Annotated in this window: 20 protein-coding genes; 7 read left to right on the top strand and 13 right to left on the bottom strand. The window is 73.3% G+C overall.

Annotated elements, in window-relative coordinates:
* Positions 1 to 1,003 (bottom strand): ATP-binding cassette domain-containing protein (locus AB0C33_RS34060; protein WP_358294838.1); only part of this gene is annotated, 1,003 nt, incomplete at its 3' end.
* A gap of 170 nt (positions 1,004 to 1,173) precedes the next feature.
* On the opposite strand from AB0C33_RS34060, the gene AB0C33_RS34055 reads away from it, so the two are divergent.
* Complete coding sequence (locus tag AB0C33_RS34055; protein WP_358294836.1) at positions 1,174 to 1,710, top strand: TetR/AcrR family transcriptional regulator; 537 nt, start codon at positions 1,174 to 1,176, stop codon at positions 1,708 to 1,710.
* 74 nt (positions 1,711 to 1,784) lie between these two features.
* On the opposite strand, the gene AB0C33_RS34050 is transcribed toward AB0C33_RS34055, so the two are convergent.
* Genes AB0C33_RS34050 through AB0C33_RS34015 form a run of 8 tightly spaced genes read right to left on the bottom strand, consistent with a single transcriptional unit; the run spans position 1,785 to position 9,249 of the window.
* Positions 1,785 to 1,934, bottom strand: coding sequence for a hypothetical protein (locus AB0C33_RS34050; RefSeq protein ID WP_358294834.1), 150 nt, complete (start codon positions 1,932 to 1,934; stop codon positions 1,785 to 1,787).
* A gap of 45 nt (positions 1,935 to 1,979) precedes the next feature.
* Positions 1,980 to 3,641: a serine/threonine-protein kinase gene (locus AB0C33_RS34045; protein WP_358294832.1), complete on the bottom strand. Its 1,662-nt coding sequence runs from the start codon at positions 3,639 to 3,641 to the stop codon at positions 1,980 to 1,982.
* A gap of 24 nt (positions 3,642 to 3,665) precedes the next feature.
* On the bottom strand, positions 3,666 to 4,616 hold the full coding sequence (locus AB0C33_RS34040; protein WP_358294831.1) for a hypothetical protein: 951 nt from the start codon (positions 4,614 to 4,616) through the stop codon (positions 3,666 to 3,668).
* 54 nt (positions 4,617 to 4,670) lie between these two features.
* Entirely contained in the window at positions 4,671 to 5,372 is a 702-nt protein-coding gene (locus AB0C33_RS34035; RefSeq protein WP_358294829.1) for an HAD family phosphatase, read from the bottom strand.
* Positions 5,365 to 6,435 carry an ABC transporter ATP-binding protein gene (locus AB0C33_RS34030; protein WP_358294827.1) on the bottom strand — a complete coding sequence of 357 codons (1,071 nt, stop codon included), beginning with the start codon at positions 6,433 to 6,435 and terminating at the stop codon, positions 5,365 to 5,367. The genes AB0C33_RS34035 and AB0C33_RS34030 overlap by 8 nt, the downstream gene beginning before the upstream one ends.
* Positions 6,432 to 7,286, bottom strand: coding sequence for an ABC transporter permease subunit (locus AB0C33_RS34025; RefSeq protein WP_358294825.1), 855 nt, complete (start codon positions 7,284 to 7,286; stop codon positions 6,432 to 6,434). Before AB0C33_RS34025 ends, AB0C33_RS34030 begins: the two co-directional genes overlap by 4 nt.
* A complete protein-coding gene (locus tag AB0C33_RS34020) occupies positions 7,274 to 8,098 on the bottom strand; it encodes an ABC transporter permease subunit (protein ID WP_358294824.1) in 825 nt (274 codons plus the stop codon). The genes AB0C33_RS34025 and AB0C33_RS34020 overlap by 13 nt, the downstream gene beginning before the upstream one ends.
* Complete coding sequence (locus AB0C33_RS34015) at positions 8,095 to 9,249, bottom strand: ABC transporter substrate-binding protein (protein ID WP_358294822.1); 1,155 nt, start codon at positions 9,247 to 9,249, stop codon at positions 8,095 to 8,097. The genes AB0C33_RS34020 and AB0C33_RS34015 overlap by 4 nt, the downstream gene beginning before the upstream one ends.
* 112 nt (positions 9,250 to 9,361) lie before the next feature.
* Between AB0C33_RS34015 and AB0C33_RS34010 the strand changes: the two genes are divergently transcribed.
* The 3 genes from AB0C33_RS34010 to dnaE all read left to right on the top strand — a co-directional run bounded on the left by AB0C33_RS34010 (position 9,362) and on the right by dnaE (position 14,107).
* On the top strand, positions 9,362 to 10,108 hold the full coding sequence (locus AB0C33_RS34010; protein WP_358294820.1) for a GntR family transcriptional regulator: 747 nt from the start codon (positions 9,362 to 9,364) through the stop codon (positions 10,106 to 10,108).
* Positions 10,109 to 10,187: 79 nt separating this feature from the next.
* Positions 10,188 to 10,454: a DUF6504 family protein gene (locus AB0C33_RS34005; protein ID WP_352323492.1), complete on the top strand. Its 267-nt coding sequence runs from the start codon at positions 10,188 to 10,190 to the stop codon at positions 10,452 to 10,454.
* On the top strand, positions 10,454 to 14,107 hold the full coding sequence (gene dnaE / locus AB0C33_RS34000; protein ID WP_358294818.1) for a DNA polymerase III subunit alpha: 3,654 nt from the start codon (positions 10,454 to 10,456) through the stop codon (positions 14,105 to 14,107). The genes AB0C33_RS34005 and dnaE overlap by 1 nt, the downstream gene beginning before the upstream one ends.
* 22 nt (positions 14,108 to 14,129) lie before the next feature.
* On the opposite strand, the gene AB0C33_RS33995 is transcribed toward dnaE, so the two are convergent.
* Together AB0C33_RS33995 and AB0C33_RS33990 are read right to left on the bottom strand one after the other, a co-directional pair.
* On the bottom strand, positions 14,130 to 14,801 hold the full coding sequence (locus AB0C33_RS33995; protein ID WP_358294816.1) for a DUF4328 domain-containing protein: 672 nt from the start codon (positions 14,799 to 14,801) through the stop codon (positions 14,130 to 14,132).
* A gap of 115 nt (positions 14,802 to 14,916) precedes the next feature.
* Positions 14,917 to 15,564, bottom strand: coding sequence for a response regulator transcription factor (locus tag AB0C33_RS33990; RefSeq protein WP_352323489.1), 648 nt, complete (start codon positions 15,562 to 15,564; stop codon positions 14,917 to 14,919).
* 91 nt (positions 15,565 to 15,655) lie between these two features.
* Here AB0C33_RS33990 and AB0C33_RS33985 point away from each other — a divergent pair, with 91 nt between their 5' ends.
* Positions 15,656 to 16,333 carry an ABC transporter ATP-binding protein gene (locus AB0C33_RS33985; protein ID WP_352323488.1) on the top strand — a complete coding sequence of 226 codons (678 nt, stop codon included), beginning with the start codon at positions 15,656 to 15,658 and terminating at the stop codon, positions 16,331 to 16,333.
* Positions 16,330 to 18,267 (top strand): ABC transporter permease, encoded by a 1,938-nt coding sequence (locus AB0C33_RS33980; protein WP_358294814.1) that lies wholly within the window; start codon positions 16,330 to 16,332, stop codon positions 18,265 to 18,267. The genes AB0C33_RS33985 and AB0C33_RS33980 overlap by 4 nt, the downstream gene beginning before the upstream one ends.
* A gap of 31 nt (positions 18,268 to 18,298) precedes the next feature.
* Here the strand turns inward: AB0C33_RS33980 and AB0C33_RS33975 are convergent, their stop codons facing one another.
* The gene (locus tag AB0C33_RS33975; RefSeq protein WP_358294812.1) at positions 18,299 to 19,300 is read right to left on the bottom strand and encodes an LLM class F420-dependent oxidoreductase; all 1,002 of its coding nucleotides are present in this window, start codon (positions 19,298 to 19,300) and stop codon (positions 18,299 to 18,301) included.
* Between the two features lie 74 nt (positions 19,301 to 19,374).
* On the opposite strand from AB0C33_RS33975, the gene AB0C33_RS33970 reads away from it, so the two are divergent.
* On the top strand, positions 19,375 to 20,805 hold the full coding sequence (locus AB0C33_RS33970) for a sulfatase (protein ID WP_358294810.1): 1,431 nt from the start codon (positions 19,375 to 19,377) through the stop codon (positions 20,803 to 20,805).
* Here the strand turns inward: AB0C33_RS33970 and AB0C33_RS33965 are convergent.
* Positions 20,799 to 21,488, bottom strand: coding sequence for a FadR/GntR family transcriptional regulator (locus AB0C33_RS33965; RefSeq protein ID WP_358294808.1), 690 nt, complete (start codon positions 21,486 to 21,488; stop codon positions 20,799 to 20,801). The genes AB0C33_RS33970 and AB0C33_RS33965 overlap by 7 nt on opposite strands.
* Between the last annotated feature and the right edge of the window lie 32 nt (positions 21,489 to 21,520).

The following is a 21,520-nucleotide window of genomic DNA, read 5'->3' as shown; positions in this document are numbered from 1 at the left end:
GACCATTGCTCACCGGAGCGTTGCCCGCCGGAGCGGGAGCGCGGAAGGCGGCCCGGAAGCGGAGCGGGGCCGGCGGGCGGGGGACCGGGTCGTCCTCCAGGCGGCGCAGCCGCTCGTGGGCGTTGCGCACGCGGGTGGCCACCGAGCTCTGGACGCGGCCCGCGTTGCGGTCGTAGGCCATCTTGTTGTTGTCCCTCATGGCCCGTCCGGCCGCCACGCGGTGGGCGGTGGTGGCGGCGTGCTCGCGCACCTGCCGGACCTCCTCGCACCAGGCCGCGTACGCCTGCTCCCACCGCGCCCGCGCCGCCGCCTTGGCGGCCAGGTAGCCGCTGTAGCCGCCGCCGAACCGGGTGACGGCCCCCTCCTCGACCTCCAGGACGGCGGTGGCCACCCGGTCGAGGAAGACCCGGTCGTGGGAGACCACGACCACGGGCCCCCGGTGACCGCGCAGCCGCTCTTCGAGCCAGGTCAGCGCCGGCTCGTCGAGGTGGTTGGTCGGCTCGTCGAGCAGCAGCGTGGCGGGGTCGGCGGCCAGCACGCAGGCCAGGCCCAGGCGGGCGCGCTCGCCGCCCGACAGGCTCGACAGCACCCGGTCACGGGCGACGTGCGCCAGGCCGAGGCCGTGGAGGGCCTTGTCGATGCGCGCGTCGGCCGTGTAGCCGCCGCGGGCCTCGTAGGCGGTCAGCAGCTCGCCGTATTCGCCCATGACGTCGTCGGTGAGCGCCGACTCCAGCTCGCGCAGCCTTCGCTCCATGGCCCGCAGACCGGCGAGCGCGTGGTCGACCGCCTGCTGGACGGTGTGACCGGGCGGCAGGCCGAGCGTCTGGCCGAGATGGCCGACATCGCCGGTGACGCCGGTGACGCCGGTGATGGTGATCTCGCCGTCGTCGGGCTGTTCGACGCCGGCGAGCAGCCGGAGCAGGGTGGACTTGCCTGAGCCGTTCTCGCCGACGACGGCCAGGCGCTCGCCGGGCCCCACGGACAGGGACACGTCGGTGAGCACGACGCGGTCGCCGTACGACTTGCCGAGGCTTCGGACGTTGATCAGGATGGAACTCCAATCGCAACTGTTGTAGCTTTAGTTTGGCACAGGTGGAGCCGCAAACGCAACTGGAGTAGGTTTTGGAACCGAGCAGACGTCCTGGAGGGCGCAGCGCGCGAGTTCGCGACGCCGTGCGCCAGGCGACCCTGGCCGAGCTGGCGGCCCATGGCTTCCGCGGCCTGACGGTCGAGAACGTGGCCGAGCGGTCGGGCGTGCACAAGACCACCGTCTACCGGCGGTGGGGCAACGTGGAGGGCCTCATCTCCGACGCCCTGGAGCTGGCCAAGGACGAGCCGTGGCCGATCCCCGACACCGGCTGCGTCGAGGGCGACCTGCGGGCGGTCGTCCAGCTCGTCCGCGGCGGGTTCGCCGACCCGGAGCTGGGGCCGGTGTCGTCGGCGTTCGTGGCGGCGGCCGTCCAGAGCCCGGAGGCGGCGCGGGCCCTGCACGAGTTCTTCGCCGCCCGGCACGACCAGTCGGCCGAGGTGGTGCGGCGCGCGATCGCCCGTGGCGAGCTGCCCGACGTCGTCGACGTCCGGGAGGTGATCAGGGTGGCCGTCGCCCCGGTCTACTACCGGCTGTTCGTCGCGCACGAGCCGGTGAGCGAGCGGGACGCCGACCGCGCCGCCGACGCCGCCCTGGCCGCCGCACGCGCCGGGATCCTCTGAGAACCCCGATCAGAGCGGCGACCGCAAGAAGCGACCGACGCAACCGGCACCGCGAAGAGGCGGCCGCGGGCTGGTCAGTGGCGGCGGGGGCGGAGCCGGTCGAGGAAGCGCCGGGCCTTCTCCTGGTTCTGCGGGTCTCGGGCCATGCGCTTGGCCTTCTCGACGGTCTGCCTGCCTTCAGGGCTGCGCAGGTACGCGCGCACCCGGTCCATGAGCTTCGCCATCCACACCCCCTACCCCGATGGCCGCCGGGAACGCGGCCCGCCGCTCTACGGCTCCTTCTGCCCCCGCAGCTCGAAGTCGTCGAACGTCATCTTCAGCGACGACTCGCTGTCCTTGGGCGTACGCGCGAACAGGCCGACGTACCCGTTGCCGAGCCCGTTGGGGTCGTCGGCCTGCTGCACCCGTTTGTCGTTCACCCACATCGTCAGCCGCACCCCGGTGCCGCGCTGCTCGCACGAGGCCACGATGCGTATCCGGCCCTCCGGCTTGGCCACCTTGGCGGGCTGGGTCAGCGTGCCGCCCGCGCCGTCGTACACGCGGCGGATCCGCGCGTTCCCCTCGGTGTCGAGGCCGAACTCGTAGTAGGTGTCGTCGTCGTCGGAGTTGTGGCAGTAGATGCCGTACTCGCCGCTGCCGGCGTACTCCCGGATCTCGGCGGTGACGCCGACGACCACCGACGACGGCAACATCGGCGTGGGCGTGGCGGAGGGGTCGGGGGTGTTCGTGGGCGTGGCGACGAGGAAGGGGATGGGGGCCTTCGCCCACTGCTCCTCGCGGCCGTCTCCCACGTCGAGCCCGTACGTGCCGTCCGTGCGGTAGCCCTTGCTGCCCGTGGTGTCGGGGTCGTAGGTGCCGAGCCAGCCGCCGGAGGTCTGCGTGAAGTCCTCGCGGTACAGGACGCCCAGGTCGTCGGGCGGCCCGCTCGGAGTGAGCACCGCCCAGGCCGTCGCCGCGGCGGCCACCAGCACCGCCGCGGCGGCCGCGCCGATCCCGAGCAGCCTGCCGCGCCGCTTCGCCGCCGTGTCGGCCGCCGTGTTGGCCGCCGTGTCGGCCGCAGTGGGCGCGGCCTCGGTGAACGGGGTGGTGGCGTGCTGCCAGGCCACCTGCACGGTGTGCGCCGCCTGCTCGGGCGCCGCCGAGCGGCCCACGAGGTGGTCGAGGAGCTGCTGCGCGGTGGGCCGCGCGGCCGGGTCCTTGCGCAGCGCGGCCGCGACCAGCTCGCGCAGGCCGGGATCGACGTCGTCGAGGCGGGGCTCGGTGTTGAGCACCTGGTAGACGATGGAGGGCAGCGTGTCGCCGCCGAACGGCGCCCGCCCGCTCGCCGCGTACGCGATCAGGCAGCCCCACGAGAACACGTCGCAGGCAGGCGAGACCGGCTCGCCGCGCAGCACCTCGGGAGCCATGTACCGGGGCGTGCCGACCAGCTCGCCGGTGCCGGTGACGCCGCCCAGCGTGTCCAGCGCCCGCGCGATGCCGAAGTCGATCACGCGCGGCCCGACGGGGGACAGCAGCACGTTCGACGGCTTGAGGTCACGGTGGACCACCCCGGCGCCGTGGATGGCGGTCAGCGCGGTGGCCACACTGACGGCCAGCGCGTCGAGGCTGGAGCCGCGCAGCGGCCCCGACTGGCGTACGGCCTCCTCCAGATTGGGGCCCGGCACGTACTCGGTGACCACGTAGAGCAGGTCGCCGTCGAGCGCGGCCTCGATCACCGCGGCGGTGCAGAACCTGCGGACGCGGCGAGCGGCGTCGGCCTCCCGGCGGAAGCGCATCCGGAACTGCTCGTGCTGACTGAGCTCGGGATTGATCACCTTGATGGCGACCCGCTGCCCAGTGGGATCCTCGGCGAGGTGGACCGTGCCCATGCCGCCCCGCCCGAGCACGCTCAGCAGCCGGTAGCGCCCGATCTGGGATATATCACCGCTCACGGCGGCCCAGCTTACCGATCGCGGCTATCCGCCGCAGGACGCGCACGCGATGCGCGTACGCCGCGCGTACGACCAGGCCGCCACGGCCATCCCGGCGCCCCACACCACGTACCCGGGCACGGCCACCCAGAAGAACGCCTCGGGCAGATCGCCCCCGGAGAACGGCACGCCCCCGCTGAGCCGTTCGGCGACCATCTGCCCCAGCGCCACCCCGAAGTAGGCCAGCAGCCCGCCGGACACCCCCGCCCCCGGCCACAACACCAGCCGGCGCGGCACCGGACGCCCGGCCAGCCACGGCACCCATCCCGGCCACACCCGCCCGAACCGGTGGACGAGCGCCAGCGGCAGCAGCGTCCCGGCGAGCAGGAACTCGATCTCGAACGCCACCGCCCCGGCACGGTACGGCACGACGTCGAACCCGACGGCCGCCTGCGCCGCGATCCGCGCCAGGCAGCCGGCCACGGAGACGTAGGCCGCGGCGAAGGCCCACCCCGGCGTGCGCGCGAGCACCCGGGACGAACGCCGCCCGCACGCCCCGCAGGCCCCCGCGGCCCGCCGCCGGTAGGCCGCGGCGGACCGCCAGAGCAGCACCCCCGAGCCCACGCAGGCCGCCTTGCTGAGCGCCCCCGCCCACGAGAACGGCATGCCGAGCCCCGGGACGACCACCGACACCACGTCGAGCAGCAGCAGCGCCCCCGACACGATGAGCGCGCCGCCCACCGCCCACGCCAGCGCCGGCGGCGCCCATCCCAGCGGGCCGTCCGGGCGCGCGGCCATCAGGACGACCAGCGCCGCCGCGGCCGCCGCGCACAGGCCCACCGCGGCCCAGCCGGTGAACACGATCAGGTCGGACCCGATCGGCGACATCCGCTCCGGCATGTGGCCGAGCTCCCAGTAGACGCGCAGGCCGCCGTAGAGGACGACCAGTGCCAGCGCGACGGCGGGCGTCCTGACAATTCTCACGTCGGGGCTCATGCACGAGATCCTGCCGACGCGCGCGGGCCCGTCCCTCCCCTGCGGGAGGCGGGTTCATCCCCCGTGCGGGGGAGCGCCGCGCAGCCCGGCCCGCACCTGGGCCAGCCCGCGCGCGGGGTCCACCACCAGCACGCGGCAGCCCGCGGCGGTGGCCGCGGCCACGCCCGCCGGGCTGTCCTCGACGGCCACGCAGCGCGCCGGGGCCACCCGCAGCCTGCGGGCCGCCTCCAGGTACGGGTCCGGGTGCGGTTTGCCCCGGGCGGTGTCCTCGTCGGCGATCACCAGGTCGAACGCGTGCCCGAGCCGGGGCAGCACCAGCTCCGCGATGCTGCGGGGGGAGGCGGTCACCAGTGCGGTCGGGACGTCCGCCGCGGCCAGCTCGGCCAGCAGCTCCGGCGCCCCCGGCACGACCGTCAGCCCGGTCCTGACGCGCTCGGCGAACGCCTCGGTGAGCGCGCCCGCGACCCCCTCCACGCTCACCCCGCCGACCCCGGCCACCAGGTACGCGGCCGTGTCGCCCACCGTGCGGCCCGTCACGTGCGGCGCGTCGGCGGCCGTCAGCGCCCGGCCCAGCGACCGGGCCACCGACGCCGCGGCCTGCCACCAGAGCCCTTCGGTGTCCACCAACGTGCCGTCCATGTCGAACAGGACCGCGTCCGGCATGCCGTCCAAAGAGGACGGGACCGCGTCCGGCATGTCGTCCGAAGAGGACGGGACCGCGGCGGACACGATCGCGTCGGCCGGCCTGTCAGGCATCGGCCGACAACACCGGCGCGGGCGCCGTCACCGTACGGGCGGCCACCAGCACCGGACGCTCCACCAGCCGGACCGTGACGCGCGCCCCCGCCCCCAGCCGGGCCGCCTCGTGCCCCGGCACGTCGGCCAGCACCTCGCCGCCCTCCAGCGACAGCCGCAGCCGTACCGAGGCCCCCCGGAAGGACGCGGCCAGCACCTCGGCGCCGCCGTCCGGGTCGGGCGTGACCCGGACGGCCTCGGGCCGGATCAGCACGTCCACATCGGGCTCGGCGGGCGCCGGGCCGTCCACGGGAAGGAGCTGGCCGAGCACGGTGACGCCGTCCCCGGACAGCCGCCCGGCCAGGTGGTTCATGGCCCCGACGAACTCGGCGACGAACGGCGTGGCCGGCCGGTCGTAGACCTCGGCGGGCGGCCCGCACTGCTCCAGCCGTCCCTCGCGCAGCACCGCGACCCGGTCGGCGATCGACAGGGCCTCCTCCTGGTCGTGGGTGACGAAGACGGTGGTGATGCCGAGGTCGAGCTGCAACCGGCGGATCTCCTCGCGCAGCGTCACCCGCACCTTGGCGTCGAGCGCCGACAGCGGCTCGTCGAGCAGCAGCACGCGCGGTTCGAGCGCGAGCGCGCGGGCCAGGGCGACGCGCTGCTGCTGGCCGCCGGAGAGCTGGTGCGGGAAACGGTCGGCGTGCGCGGGGAGGCCGACGAGTTCGAGCAGCTCGGCGGCCCTGGCGTGCCGGACGGCCGCGGGCGCCTTGCGCACGCGCAGGCCGAAGGCCACGTTGTCGCGGGCGTTGAGGTTGGGGAAGAGCGAGTAGGACTGGAAGACCATCCCGGCGTCGCGCTTGTTGGCGGGCACGTTCGTGATGTCCTTGCCGTCCAGCAGCACCGCGCCGGAGTCGGGCCGCTCGAACCCGGCCACGCAGCGCAGCGCCGTCGTCTTGCCGCAGCCCGACGGCCCCAGCAGGGCGACGAACTCGCCGGGGGCGATGGTCAGGTCGAACCCGTCGAGCGCCACCGTCCTGCCGAACACCCGGCGCAGCCCGCGGAACTCCACCGCAGCGGTCATGATTTCTTCCTTCCACTGAAGACGGTGGAGACGGCGAGCAGCAACGCCCAGATGAGCAGCAGGCTGAGGATGGAGACCGCGACGGACAGCTGCCCCTTGGAGCCGGAGACGGTCACGATCCAGACCGCGAACGGCTCGTAGCCGAGCAGGCTGGCCACCGTGTACTCGCCCAGCACCAGCGCGAGCGTCAGGAACGACGCGCTGGCCAGGGCCGAGCGCAGGTTCGGCACCACGACCCGCAGCAGCACGTGCGGCCAGGACGCGCCCAGGTTCCGGGCGGCCTCGACCAGCGTGCGCACGTCCATGGTGCGCAGCCCGGCGTCCAGCGAGCGGTAGACGAACGGCAGCACCAGCACGACGTAGGCGAGCACGAGCACGACGGGGAACCCCGGGTCCTGGATCGCGATCAGCGTGCCCCAGAACGGCGTCGGCGCCAGGATGTCGGCCCCGTCACGCAACGACGTCGTCAGCCCGGCCACGAACGTGATCGGCGGCACCACCAGCGGCAGCGTGCACAGCACCTCCATCACCGGCCGCAGCCGCGGCGCGAACAGCCGTACGGCCAGCATCGCCGGCAGCGCCAGCAGCAGGACCAGCACGATCGTCGCGGCGGCCAGCGACAGCGACAGCAGCAGCGAGTGCGCGAAGCCCTCGGCCGTCAGCAGCTCGCCGTAGGCGGAGAACGACACCCCGGTGGCCGGGTTGTGCACCGTGTACCAGAGCGAGGCGCCGAGCGGGATCAGGAAGTAGGCCGCGGCCAGGGCGAACACCAGGCCGCGCCACCAGCGGGGCCGGGCGGGCGGTTTCGCCGCCGCCGCGGCGACGGGCTCCAGCCCGGTCAGCGCAGCCATCGGGAGCTCCTCCTCTGCAGCGGCAGGTAGATCGCCATCACCAGCCCGGCCACCACGATCATGTCCAGGCTGAGCGCCAGCGCGATGTTCTCGTAGCCGACCAGCACGTCACCGGTCAGCGCGCTGGCGATCTTCAGGGTGACCAGCGGCACGACGGTGCCCACCATGGCGTTGGCGGTCGCGTACGCCGAGAACGCCGACCCGAACAGCAGCACCACCCCGCCCAGCATCGCGGGTGCGAGCACCGGCAGCGCGACGAAGCGCCAGTAGTGCCAGGCGGTCGCGCCGCTGTTGGCGGCGGCCTCGCGCCACTGGGGCTTCAGCCCGTCCAGCGCGGGCGCCATGACCAGCACCATCAGCGGGATCGCGAAGTACAGGTAGACGATCACCAGCCCCCAGAACGTGTACAACGACCCCGAGGGCAGCCCCACCAGGCCGCTGATCACGCCCGAGTTGCCCAGCGTGGCGATCCAGAAGAACGCCAGCGGCACCCCGCCGAAGTTGGCCAGCACGCCCGAGGCGGTCAGCACGGCCTCGCGCAGCAGCGTGAAGCGCGAGGTCACCACGGCGTAGGCGAGGAACGTGCCGAGGACGGCCCCGGCCAGCGCCACCACGGCCGACAGCTTGACGCTCCCGGCCATGGCGACGAGGTAGCCGCCCTGGAGGCTCTGCGCGAGGTTGGCCAGGCTCGGCCGTCCCTGGACGGTGAAGGCCCCCGCGACCAGCGCGACCGCCGGGACCCCGAAGACGAGGGCGAAGAAGGCCAGCAGGGGCAGGGCGCCGGCCCAGCCCCTGGAACGCGGGCGGGTCATCCCGAGATCGCGGCGTCCCAGCCGCTGGCCAGCTTGGCCTTGGCCGCGTCGACCTGCTCGGGCGTGGGGAACTCGGGCGTGCCCTCGACCTGGGGCAGCTTCGCGGCCAGCGCCTTGTCCACCGTGCCGTCGGAGGTCATGGACGGCAGCAGCACCGGACGGGCGAAGCCCTTGAGGTAGAGGTTCTGGCCCTCGGCGCTGTAGAGGTACTCCTGCCACAGCCTGGCCGCCGCCGGGTGCGGGGCGTCCTTGTTGACGGCCTGGGCGTACATCTGGAAGTACTTGCCGTCGGTCGGCACGTTCACCTTCCAGTCGAGGCCCTTGGCGGCCATCTGGGGGGCGTAGGCGGCGTTGTTGTAGTCCCAGTCGATGCTGATCTGGGTCTCGCCCTTCTCGATGGTCGCCGGGGTCGTCTCGACCGGGTTGTAGTTGCCGGCGTCCTTGAGCTTCTTGAAGAAGTCGATGCCGGGCTGGATGTCGTCGAAGGAGCCGCCGCTGGCGATCGCGGCGGCGTACACGCCGGCGAAGGCCGAGCCGGACTTGGTCGGGTTGCCGTTCATCGCGACCTTGCCCTTGTACTCGGGCTTGAGCAGGTCGGCGTAGCTGGTCGGGCAGTTGGCGATCTTCTTGGCGTCGCAGCCGATCGAGACGTAGCCGCCGTAGTCGTTGGTCCAGAGCCCGGTCGGCTCCTTCTGACCCTCGGGGATCTTGTCGAACGACTGCACCTTGTACGGCGCGAACAGCCCTTCCTTGGCGCCGCTGATCGCGAACGACTGGCCGAGGTCGAGCACGTCGGGGGCGCGGTCCTGGCCCTTGCGGGTCTTGACGGCGTTGATCTCGTCCGCGCTGGCCGCGTCGGGCGTCTCGCTCTCGATCTTGATGCCGTACTTGGCCTCGAACGACTTGATGATCTCGCCGTAGTTGGCCCAGTCGGGCGGGAGCGCGATGACGTGGAGGTTGCCCTCCTTCTTGGCGGCCTCGACGAGCTTGTCGAAGCCGCCGAAGTCGGCGGCGGAGGCGGCGGTCGCCGCGTTCGCCCCGCCTTCGGCCGTCTTGGTGGTCTGCTGGCTGCTCGGGGCGGCGCCACACGCCGCGGTGACAACGGTAAGGGCCGCGATGACGCCGGCCGCACGGGCGCGAGGTGTGAACACGTCGCCTCCACTCTCCGGGGGGTGTGGAAAGAACCTAAGGGAACTTGTACAAACAAGCGAGCACCAGTAAGTCGCATAAACATTGCTCTTTCGTGAATGGAGAAGGTCGCGAATGGTTGCGCGCTATGAACGGATAGCCGCTGAGCTGCGTGATGACATCCTGGCGGGCGCGTACCCGGTCGGCTCCCAGCTCCCGAGCGAGGCCGAGCTGGCCACCCGGCACCGGGCGGCGCGCGGGACCGTGCGGCAGGCGGTGGCCGTGCTGGTCGCCGAGGGGCTGGTGGGGTCGAGGCAGGGTGCCAGGCGCATCGTGCTCGGCAACGCGCGCAGCCAGAGCTTCGCCGAGCTGCACAGCTTCGCCCAGTGGGCCAGGGCCAACGGCTACCGCATCGGCGGCCAGGTGATCTCCCAGCGCCGCCGGGCCGCCACCGCGCCCGAGTCCGCCAGGTTCGGCGGGGGCGAGGTGCTGGAGGTGCTGCGCCTGCGCTCGCTGGAGGGCGAGCCCGTCCTGGTCGAGCGGACCGTCTACGCCGAGTGGGTGGCCCCCGCCGTCGAGGCGCTGCCCGCCGACTGCGCGTCCGTCACCGAGGCCCTGTACGAGTCCGTCGGCCTGATCTTCGCCTACGGCGAGCACCTCATTGACGCCGTGCCCGCCGGCGCCGGGGACGCCCGGCTGCTGGGCGTGCGGCGCGGCAGCCCGCTCCTGCGCCAGCGCCGCGTCACCACCACGCACGAGGGCCGCCCGGTGGAGTCCTCCGACGACCGCTACCGGGCGGGCAGCGTCACCTTCAGCATCCGCAACTCGATCGGCGCCAACCCCCTGACGCGGCGGGCGGGCGACTTGCGCTTCGGGCCGTAAGAACATATGTTCGATACATAAGCGCCCGTCTTCCCCCGGGTGGCTCAGCAAAGGAACCAGAGCCGCGGGGAGAAGCGTCTTGAGCAGACTCTATGGCGATCCGATAGAGGTGTGGACCAGAGACGGCGAGCCGACCCAGTTCGTCTGGCGCGACCGGCTCTATCTCGTCCGCAACGTGCTCGACCACTGGGTCGTGGCGCGCGAGTGGTGGAAGACCGGCGAGGGCGACCCCGGCGAGCGCCGCTTCTGGCGGGTGGAGGCGAGCCCGGGGCGCGAGGTCGGCTCGTACGAGCTGCGCTACGACACCGCCGGCGACGGCTGGCTGCTGCTGCGGGCGTGGGACTGATGGCGCCCCCGTTCCCGCACCTCGACGTCGCCTCGGCCTACTCCATGAGGTACGGCACCGCCTTCCCGCACGCCCTGGTGGAACGGGCCGTCGAACACGGCATGGACATCCTCGCGCTGACCGACCGCGACGGGCTCTACGGCGCGGTCAAGCACGTCCAGGCGTGCGCGGACGCCGGGATCGCCCCCGTGGTCGGCGTGAACCTGGCGCTCGACGTCCCGGCGCGCACGCCCGCGCCGGGCCTGCGCGCGCCGCGGCCCGCGACCGGACCGAGGACCGGGCCCGGCGCCGAGGACCGGGTCACCGTGCTGGCCCGCTCCGGCGGCTGGTCGCGGCTGTGCCGCCTGGTCACCGCCGCGCACGCCGCCGGCGAGCGCGGCGCGCCCAAGGTGACCCGCGAGCTGGTCGGCGCCTGGGCCGGGCCGGCGGGCGGCGACCACGGGTTCGGCGCCGAGGACGGGCTCGTGGTGCTGCTCGGGCCGCGCTCCGACGTCGGCCGGGCGATCGCCGAACGCCGCGACGAGCAGGCCAGGACGCTGCTCGGCCGGTGGCGCGCCGCCGTCCCCGGCGTGGTGATCGAACTGGTCGACCAGTACGGCTTCCGCGACGCCATCACGGCCGTCCGCATGCTCGGCCTGGCCGAGTCCGCCGGCGTGCCGGCCGTGCTGACCAACGCCGCCCGCTACCTCGACCCGGCCGATCACCAGGTCGGCGACGTGCTCGACGCGGCCCGCCGGCTCGTCCCGCTGCACCCCAGGCACCTGGAGAGCACCACCTCGCACGCCTACCTCAAGAGCACCAAGGAGATGTGGCAGGTGGCGGCCAAGATCTGCGGCGCCGACCGGGAGCGGGTGGCCCGGCTGCTGTCCACCACCAGGCGCCTGGCCGAGGCGTGCTCGATGGACCCGCTGCGGCTGCTCGCGCTCAGGAACGACCCGCCCGACCTCAACCTGCCCGAGGTCGGCCGCGACCCGGTGCCGCTGCTGCGCAACCGCGTCGAGGACGGCCTGGTCAGGCGCGGCCTCGACCGTTCGGGGGAGGCCAGGGAACGCCTGCGGGCCGAGCTGGACGTCATCGAGCGCAAGCGCCTGTCGGGTTACTTCATCGCCGTGGCCGGCATCACCGACATGATCCGCGGCATGGACATCCGCTGCGCCATCCGCGGCTCGGGCGCCGGCAGCCTGGTCAACTACCTCATCGGCATCGGCGAGGTGAACCCGCTCGAACACGGCCTGCTCATGGAGCGTTTCCTGTCGGAGGGCCGCGTCGGCCTGCCCGACATCGACGTGGACGTGGAGTCGGCCCGCCGGCTCGACTGCTACAAGGCCATCTTCGAACGCTACGGCGAGGCCCGCGTGGCCTGCGTGTCCATGATGGAGACCTACCGCGCGCGCAGCGCCATCAGGGACGTCGCCGGCGCGATGGGCCTGCCGCCGCACGAGATCGACGCCATCGCCAAGGCGTTCCCGCACATCAGGGCCAGGCAGATCACCGCGTCCCTGGCCGACCTGCCCGAGCTGCGCGAGAGCCGGCTCGGCGAGGCCGGGCTCGACCGGGTGTTCCGGCTGGCCGAGAAGCTCGACGGCCTGCCCAGGCACATCGCGCTGCACCCGTGCGGCGTGCTGGTCGGCAACTCGGGCCTGCGCGACAGGACGCCGGTGGAACGCAGCCTGCTGGAGTTCCCGATGTCCCAGTTCGACAAGGACGACGTGGAGGAGGCCGGCCTGCTGAAGCTGGACGTGCTGGGCGTGCGGATGCAGTCGGCCATGGCGTACACGCTGAGCGAGATCAAACGCGTGGACGACATCGAGGTCAGGCTGGACGAGCAGGCCGGCGACGACCCCGGCGTCGAGTACGTCCCGCACGACGACCAGGAGACCTACGACATGATCTGCGCCAGCCGCACGCTCGGCTGCTTCCAGATCGAGTCGCCGGGCCAGCGGGAGCTGGTGGCCAAGCTGGAGCCGCGCCGGATGCACGACCTGATCGTGGACATCTCCCTGTTCCGGCCGGGGCCGGTCAACTCCGACATGGTCACCCCCTACCTGGAGGCCAGGCACGGGTGGCGGCAGCCGTACTACCCGCACGCCCGGCTGCGCGAGGCGCTGAAGGAGACGCACGGCGTGGTCGTCTTCCACGAGCAGGTGCTGAAGATCATCTCGGTGATGACGGGACGCGACCTGTCCTTCGCCGAGACCCTGCGGCGCACCCTCGGCACGCCGGAGGGCCGGGAGCGGGTGCGTAAGGCGTTCGTGCCGCTGGCCAGGGCCAACGGGTTCGGCGACGCGGCGGTGGAGCGGGCCTGGAAGGTGCTCGACGCGTTCGGCGCCTTCGGGTTCTGCAAGGCGCACGCGGCGGCGTTCGCGCTGCCCACCTACCAGTCGGCCTGGCTCAAGCGGCACCACGCGGCGGCGTTCTTCGCCGGGGTGCTCACCCACGAGCCTGGCATGTACCCGCCGCGCGTCATCATCGACGAGGCCCGGCAGTGCGGGGTCGAGATCCTGCCGCTCGACGTCAACGGGTCCGGCAAGGACTGGCGGGTGGAACGGCTCGGCCCGCGTCCGCCGCTGCGGCTCCGGGTGAGCCCGTCGGAGCTGGGGGAGGAGCGGCGTCCGGTGCGGCAGGAGTTCAGGATCGGGGAGATCGGCCGCGGTTACGCGCTGCGGGTGCCGTTCTCGGCGATCAAGGGGGTGAGCGAGGCCGAGGTCGAACGCATGGTGGCCGGGCAGCCGTACACGTCGCTGGCCGACTTCTGGGACCGGGCCAGGCCCTCGCGCCCGACCATCGAGCGCATCGTCCAGGTCGGCGGCCTCGACGCGCTGCACGGCCTGCGTCCCGGCGGCCCCCGCTGGCGTCCGGGCGAGCTGACCCGGCGCGACCTGATCGCCCAGGTGGGGGCGCTGGAGCGGGCGTCGTCGATCGGCGTGCGCTCGGCCGCGCCCCGGTCCAGGCGCTACACCGCGGCGCCGCCGCGCCCCCGGGCCGAGCCGCCGTCCACGCAGCTGCCGCTCGGCTTCGGCGAGCACCTGCCGCCCGGCGAGCTGCCCGAGATGACGGAGACGGAGATGGTCGAGGCCGAGCTGGAGATCCTCGGCATCGACGTCAGCCGGCACGTCATCAGCTTCCACGACGAGCTGCTCGACGCGCTCGGGGTGGTGCGCTCCAAGGACCTGCTCGCCCAGCGCAACGGCGCGGAGGTGCTGGTCGCGGGGGTGAAGGTGGCCACCCAGACGCCCGCCGTGCGCTCGGGGCAGCGGGTCATCTTCACCACCCTCGACGACTCGACGGGGCCGGTCGACCTGACCTTCTTCGAGTCGGTGCAGGGCAGGTGCGCGGCGACGGTGTTCGGCTCGTGGCTCATGCTGGCCAGGGGGGTGGTCCGCCGTACGGGGGCCCGCGCGGTCTCCATGCGCGCCGTCGACTGCTGGAACCTGACCGACCTGGACGCGCTGTGGCGGGCGGAGGGTGTGGAGGCCGTCCGCGCGCTGCTCGACCGGGCTCCCGAAGAGCGGCCCGGCGTCGGCGGACGCAGGATCGAGTACGCCAACGGCTTCCGGCTCTCGCCCTACTCCGACCTCGGCCCCGCCATCGCCGCCCCGCCCCGGCAGCTCTGGCACGCCAGCCCCGGCAGCTCCGGCCCGACGGCGGCCTGACCCCGTACCCGGCCGGCGGTCGTCAGCCGGTGTGGCCGAACGGGGCCGAGCCCTGGGCGGGCCGGGTGGTGAGCCGGGTCACGACCTCGGGGCCGGGCGCGGACTCGGCGACCGCCTCGCGCAGCCGTCCGGCCACGTCGAGCCGCTGGACGCGGGTGACCTCGCGGACGGTGGCGGCGCACAGCAGGGCCGCCACCACCGCGCCGCCCAGCTCCAGCAACCCCACCCCGGTCAGCCCGTCGGAGGCGGACTCCAGCGGGAGGCGGACCGTGACCAGCGTCAGCATGCCCAGCCAGCTCAGCCACCACGCCGTCAGCAGCGCCAGCCACCGCCCGCGCCGCCCGGACGGCGGCTTGGCCCGCCGCCAGATGTCGTCGACCAGCAACGCGGGCGCGACCAGGTTGACGACGGGGATCAGCCACGCGGCCGCGACCGGCCCGGTGGGGCTGGCACGGTCCTTCACCTGACGGGCGCGCACCAGCCAGGTCACGTAGGCGGCCCCGGCGGCGACGGAGGTGCCCGCGACCAGCATCATCAGCACCGCGAACGTCGTCACCGCCCCCACGACCGCCTCCGCCTGCGCCCCGTGGGGACGGCCGCCGAACGCGGCGAGCTGGACGGCGAGATGACGGCCGCGGGACCGCTCGAAGACCACGAGGGCGCCCAGGGAGAGGACCTGCGCGGCAAGCGTCACATATACGGCGGAAGCAGCTTTGGTTGGCGGTGCCTGGGCGTAGCGCACGATGTTCTCCCCCCGGGCCATGCGCTGAGGTTCTGACTCACTTGTATCCCGTGAGCACCGCTGTTAATCAGCTCACCACGCCGGATTCCCACGCCCAAGCCGCGATTCCCACCCGATTGCGGACACCGAGTTTCGCCTGGATGCTGCCCAGGTGCGTCTTCACCGTCGACAGCGACACGAACAGCTCGGCGGCCACCTCCTGGTTGGTGCGTCCCCTGGCCACCAGGCGCACGACGTCGAGCTCGCGGTCGGTCAGCGGGCCGTTCGGCGGCTCGGCCGCCCGCCTGGGCTGGGTCAGGTGCTGCAGCAGCCGTACGGTGACCGACGGCGACACCAGCGCGTCGCCTCCGGCGGCGGCCCTGACCGCCTCGATGAGCAGCGTGGGGCCGCTGTCCTTGAGCAGGAAGCCGGTGGCCCCGGCGCGCAGCGCGCCGTAGACGTACTCGTCGAGGTCGAAGGTGGTGACGATGACCACCCGCATCGGGTTCTCCACGCCCGGCCCGGCCAGCACGCGGGTCACCTCCAGCCCGTCGAGCTTGGGCATCCTGATGTCGAGCAGGCACACGTCCGGCCGCAGCCGCCTGGCCTCGGCCACGGCCTCGGCGCCGTCGGCCACGGCGGCCACGACCTCCATGTCCGGTTGAGCGTCCAAGATCATTTGGAAGCCGGTGCGCACCAGCTGCTGGTCGTCGGCGATGAGAACCCGAATAGTCACGGCTCAACTCTAAGGATCAGCCGTTCGGCCGAGGCCGAAATGGACGCACGGCCGATCCGCCGCCACCCCCCGCCGCGGAAGGGTTGGGGCCATGAACGACGTGCTTGTTGGACGAGCCCTGGCCAAGCGGTTCGGGCAGACGGTCGCCCTGGGCGGCGTGGACATCACGGTACGGGCGGGAGAGGCCGTGGCCATCATGGGCCCGAGCGGTTCCGGCAAGTCGACCCTCCTCCACTGCCTGGCCGGGATCATGAAGCCGGACGACGGCGAGGTCCACCTGCTGGGCCAGCGCATCGACGCCATGGGGGAGCGCCAGCGCAGCGCCCTGCGCCGCACCCGCTTCGGCTTCGTCTTCCAGTTCGGCCAGCTCCTGCCGGAGCTGCCCGCCGAGGAGAACGTGGCGCTCCCGCTCATGCTGGGCGGCGTGCCGCGCGCCCAAGCCGTACGGCAGGCCCGCGAGTGGTTCCCGCTGCTCGGCCTGCACCAGATGGAGACCCGGCGGCCCGGCGAGCTGTCCGGCGGCCAGGCCCAGCGCGTGGCCATCGCCAGGGCGCTGGTGAGCAAGCCCGCCGTGGTCTTCGCCGACGAGCCGACCGGCGCGCTCGACCAGCAGACCGGCCAGGACACCATGCGCCTGCTCACCGAGGCGACCAGGCACAACGGGGCCTGCCTGATCGTCGTCACGCACGACCCCAACGTGGCCGCCTGGTGCGACCGCACGGTCGAGGTCCGCGACGGCCGCCTGCTCGCCCACGGGGTGACCGCGTGAACCTCGACCTGACCTGGCGGCTGCTCAAGGGCGGCGGCCGCAGGGGCATGCTGGGCACCTGGCTCACCTTCGGCGCGGTCGCGGTGGCCACGGCGCTGCTGCTGTTCGCCGTCGCCGCGAACGTCGCCTTCGGCGCCAGGGCCGACCGCAGCGCCTGGCGCAACCCCGTGGCGGCGGCCCAGAAGGACGCGGTGGCCGTCGAGGCCTCCCGCTTCGACTACGTGGACGGCAAGACGATCACCGTCGTCGACCTGGCCGCGCTCAAGCCGGGGGCGCCCGCCCCGCCCGGCATGCCGCGCTTCCCGGCCCCCGGCGAGGTGTGGCTGTCGCCCGCCCTGTCCGAGCTGGCCGCCGAGTTGCCCGCCGACCGGCTGGCCAAGCGCTACCCGGCGCCCAAGGGCGTGCTCGGCGACGAGGCGCTGGTCCAGCCCGAGGAGCTGGTCGCGGTGGTCGGCCACGCGCCGGACGCGCCCGCGATGACCGCCGAGCGCAGCGACGACTGGATCCTCGGCAAGCCGCCGGTCAAGGTCGCGACCCTGGCGGGCATGCCCAGCGAGGACGCCCAGGCGTACCAGGTGCTGGCGCTGATCGCCAGCGTGCTCATGGTGGTGCCGCTGCTGGTGTTCGGCGGCGCGGCGGCCAGGCTCACCGTCGCCCGGCGCGACCAGCGGCTGGCCGCGCTCAGGCTGATCGGCGCGACGCCGGGCCAGGTGGTCGGCATGACGGTGGCCGAGGCCGTGCTGGTCGCCTTCGCCGGGGCCCTGGCCGGGGCCGTCGTGTTCGGGGCGGCCGTGCCGCTGCTGGCGCGCATCCCGATCCAGGGCGGTACCTGGTTCGTCGCCGACCTGTTCCCGAACCTGCTGATCCTGGCCGGCGTGCTGGTCGCGGTGCCGCTGCTGGTGGGGCTGTCGGCAGTGGTCGGGCTGCGCCGGGTCGTGGTCAGCCCGCTCGGCGTGGCCAAGCGGGAGACGCCGCCCGGCATGCGGTTCGTCCGCGTGCTCGCGCTGCTCGCGGTGCTGGCCGTGTTCCCGCTGCTCACCAGGGGGACCAGCGTGGCGATCGTGGCCGTGGCGCTCGGGCTGGCGTTCCTGTGCCTGAACCTGGCCGGGCCGTGGGTGGTCGGCCTCATCGGCAAGGTGGCGGCCGGGACCGCGCGCCGGCCCGCGCGGCTGCTGGCGGCCCGCAGGCTGGTGGACGATCCGCGCTCGGCCTGGCGGACCGTCAGCGGCGTGGCCCTGACCGGCTTCGTGGCCGGGTTCCTCGGCCTGCTCAGCCCGGGCGCGTTCGGCGGGGACGCCGGGCCCGCCCAGCTCAGCGTCGTGGCGCCGGTGGGGGAGACGGCGAAGGTGGCCGACCAGGCCCGCGACCGGCTCGCGCGGGCGGGCATCACGGCCACGGTGAAGACCGTCAAGCACACCGTGGTCGCGGCGCTCGGCAGCGGCGCCGACGACGTCGTGGTGGACCGGGCGCGCACCGCGCTGAGCGACCTCGTGCCGGGGCGCACCCCGACGACGAAGGCCGACGACCAGCGCTTCGGCCTGCAGATCCTGGCCGACGTGCGGGTGGGCACGATCGTGGTGCTGTCGGTGTCGTTCCTGGTGGCGATCGCCAGCGCGGGCATCACCGCGGCCTCGTCGGTGCTGGACCGGCGGCAGACGTACGCGCTGCTGCGGCTGGCGGGCACGCCCCTGGAGGTCCTGGACCGGGCCCGGCGGGCCGAGACGCTGATCCCGATGGCCATGATGGGCGGCGGCGCGATCCTGGTGGGCGCGTTCTGCGCGATGCCGTTCATGATCGGTGGAGTGAGCACGAGCGGCGTGGTCACGCTGCTGGTCTGCGTGGGCGCCGGCTTCGCGGGCGTGATCGGCGCGGGCGCGCTGAGCCGGCCGCTGCTGCGCTCGGTGACCGAGGACCCGGCGCCCCGCCCGGACTGACCGCCCGGCCGGGCGGTCAATCCGGCGCGGATCAGCCGAGCACGAGGTCGCGGACCGTGCGCAGCGACTGCTCGTCGCGCGGTCCCATCACCAGCAGGCTGGTGACCGGGCTCTTGTGCCACAGTTCGAGCCGTTCCCTGATCCGGCCGGGCGGGCCGACGAGCGAGATGCCGTCGGCCAGCTCGTCGGGGATCGCCCGGAACGCCTCGTCCTTGCGGCCGGCCAGGTAGAGCGCCTGGATGTGCTCGGCCGCCGCGGCGAAGCCCATGCGGCCGATGATGTCGGCGTGGAAGTTGCGCTGCTTGGCGCCCATGCCGCCGATGTAGAGCGTGAGCATCATCTTGACGCCGTCGAGGGCGGCCCTGACGTCGTCGGAGATGACGACCATCACCATGGCGGCGATCTCGAAGCCGGGGTCGCGGCCCGCCAGCGCGTCGCCGTACATCTCCTCGATCTTGCCGGGGAAGGCGAACAGCGGCAGCCAGCCCTGCGCGACCTCGGCGGCCAGGGCGACGTTCTTCGGGCCCTCCGCGCCGAGGTAGACGGGGATGTCGTGGCGCAGCGGGTGGGTGATGAGCTTGAGCGGCTTGCCCAGGCCGCCCGCCAGGGGCAGCGGGTAGTGGGCGCCGTCGCTGGTCACGGGCTCCTCGCGGCGCCACACGCGGCGCATGATCTCGACGTACTCGCGGGTCCTGGCCAGGGGCCTGGCGAACGGCTGCCCGTACCAGCCCTCCACGACCTGCGGGCCGGAGGCGCCGATGCCGAGCAGCAGCCGGCCGCCGGTCAGATGGTCGAGCGTCATCGCGGTCATCGCGGTCGTGACCGGCGGGCGGGCCGAGATCTGCGCCACCGACGTGCCCAGCTTGATCCGGCTCGTACGCGCCCCGTACCAGGCCAGCGGGGTGAACACGTCGCTGCCGTACGCCTCGGCGGTCCACACCGAGTCGTAGCCGAGGCGTTCGGCGGCGAGGACGGTCTCCGTGGCGTCGTCGGCGTCGCGCTGCCAGTAGCCGAGGTTCAGGCCGAGCTTCATACGCACCTCCGGAATAAAGTTCCATTACCGAGGCCGCAGTGTCAATGCGTGATCAGCCGGGGAGATCAGACATTGTGCTCAAGAGTCTCTGCCGTCTCTTCTGCCTGCTGCTCCTGCTGTCGCCGGCGGCCGAGCCGACGATGGCCGTGAGCGCCTCGCGGCCGAACATCGTGTTCGTGATGGCCGACGACCTGGAGAGCGGCACGCTGCCCTACTTCCCGGCCATCAACTCGGAGCTGGTGGCGAAGGGCACCTCCTTCAGCCGGTTCTTCGTGACGAACTCCTGGTGCTGCCCCTCGCGCACGTCGATCCTGCGCTCCCAGTACGTCCACAGCCATGGCGTCCTGACCAACACCGCCCCCGAAGGGGGGTTCGACCGCTTCCACTCCCTCGATCTGGAACGTTCCACGATCGGCACCTGGATGCAGCAGGCCGGCTACCGCACCGCGCTGATGGGCAAGTTCCTCAACCACTATCCCGGCGCCACCGCCGACGCCGCCTACGTGCCGCCCGGCTGGGACGAATGGGACGTCCCGGTCCGCAAGCTCTACGAGGAGTACGGCTACCGCCTCAACGAGAACGGCGACCTGTACGACTACGGCTGGTCGGAGGAGGACTACCTGTCCGACGTGCTGGCCGACAAGGCCCGCGACTTCATCACCGGCGCCGACGAGCCGTTCTTCCTCTACCTGACGCCCATCGGCCCGCACAACCCGGCCAACCCGGCGGTCCGGCACGTCGCCGACCTCCCCGAGGTCACCGCGCCGCGCACACCGTCGTTCAACCAGGCCGACGTGAGCAAGGAGCCGCTGTGGCTGCGCTCCCTGCCCTCGCTGACGCAGGAGGACATCGACCGGGTCGACGAGCGCCACCGCAGGCGGCTGCGGTCGATGCTGGGCGTGGACGACCTGGTCCGGTCGGTGATCGAGGCGCTGCAGGCGTCCGGCAAGCTCGACAACACCTACATCATCTTCACCTCCGACAACGGCTTCCATCTCGGCACACATCGGCTTCCCCAGGGCAAGACGACGCCGTTCGAGGAGGCGATCAAGGTGCCGTTCGTGGTGCGCGGGCCGGGGATCCGGGCGGGGGCCACGATCGGGCAGCTCGGCGCGACCGTCGACATCGCGCCGACGATCGCCGAGCTGGGCGGGGCCGCCGTGCCGGCGTTCAGCGAGGGGCGCTCGCTGGTGCCGCTGCTGCGCGGCAGCCCGCCCGCCCAGTGGCGCAAGAACGTGCTGGTCGAGTTCAACAGGCCGGTCAACCGGTCGTCGGCGGCCCAGACCCCGGTGCCCTCCTACCAGGCGCTGCGCACCGAGCGTTACACCTACGTCAGGTACGACACGGGGGAGCGGCAGCTCTACGACCTGGCCGCCGACCCGTACCAGCTCGACAACCTCGCGGCCACCGCCGAGCCGGCGCTGCTGGCCGGCCTCGACGCCCGGCTCCAGGCGATGCGGGCCTGCTCGGGGGCGGGGTGCCGGGAGGCCGACGCGCGTCAGTGACCGGGGAACAGGGCGGGGTAGGCGTGCGCCAGGTGATCGGTCACCGCCCGCTGGGCCTCCTCCGGGTCGCCCGCCGCGATGGCCGCGCGGATGCGCTCGTGGTCGGCGCGCAGCACGGACGGGTCGCCGAGGCGTTCGACCGCTTCGATGGCGTTCCTGCGCATCGCGTCCCGGAGTGAGCGCATGATGGCGGCGATGAGCCGGTTGCCCGAGGCGTCCGCGATCGCGCAGTGGAAGGCGGTGTCGTGCTCCACGAACTCCTCGGCCGTGGCCGCCCGGTCCATGCCCTCGATCGCGGCGGCCAGCTCCGCGACGCCGGCCGCCGGGGAGCCGGTCGCCGCCGCGTGCGCGGCCGACCAGCGTTCGATCATCAGCCGGGCGTCCACGACCTCGCGCTGCTCCAGGGTGGCCAGGCCGAGGTTGAGCCGGAGCAGGTCGGTGAGCGCCGTGTCGGGCCGCGAGGTCAGTACGGCTCCCGCGTCCGGCCCCCGTCCCACCTGCGAGGACACCACGCCCAGGGTCTCCAGGACGCGCAGCGCCTCCCGCACGGACGAGCGGCCGACGCCCAGTTGCTCGGCGAGCTGGCGTTCGCCGGGCAGCCGGTCGCCCACGGTCAGGCCGTCCTCGGCGATGCGTCGTTCGATCTGGGCGAGCACGTCCTCGAACGCCCGTGTGCGTTTCACCGATGCCTCCCCGGTGCTGGCCCGGAACTGTG

It is taken from the genome of Nonomuraea sp. NPDC048881 (assembly GCF_040649795.1).
GTDB lineage: Bacteria > Actinomycetota > Actinomycetes > Streptosporangiales > Streptosporangiaceae > Nonomuraea.
Note: the sequence above shows the minus strand (reverse complement) of the source record. Positions and strands in the feature narration are given on the sequence as shown.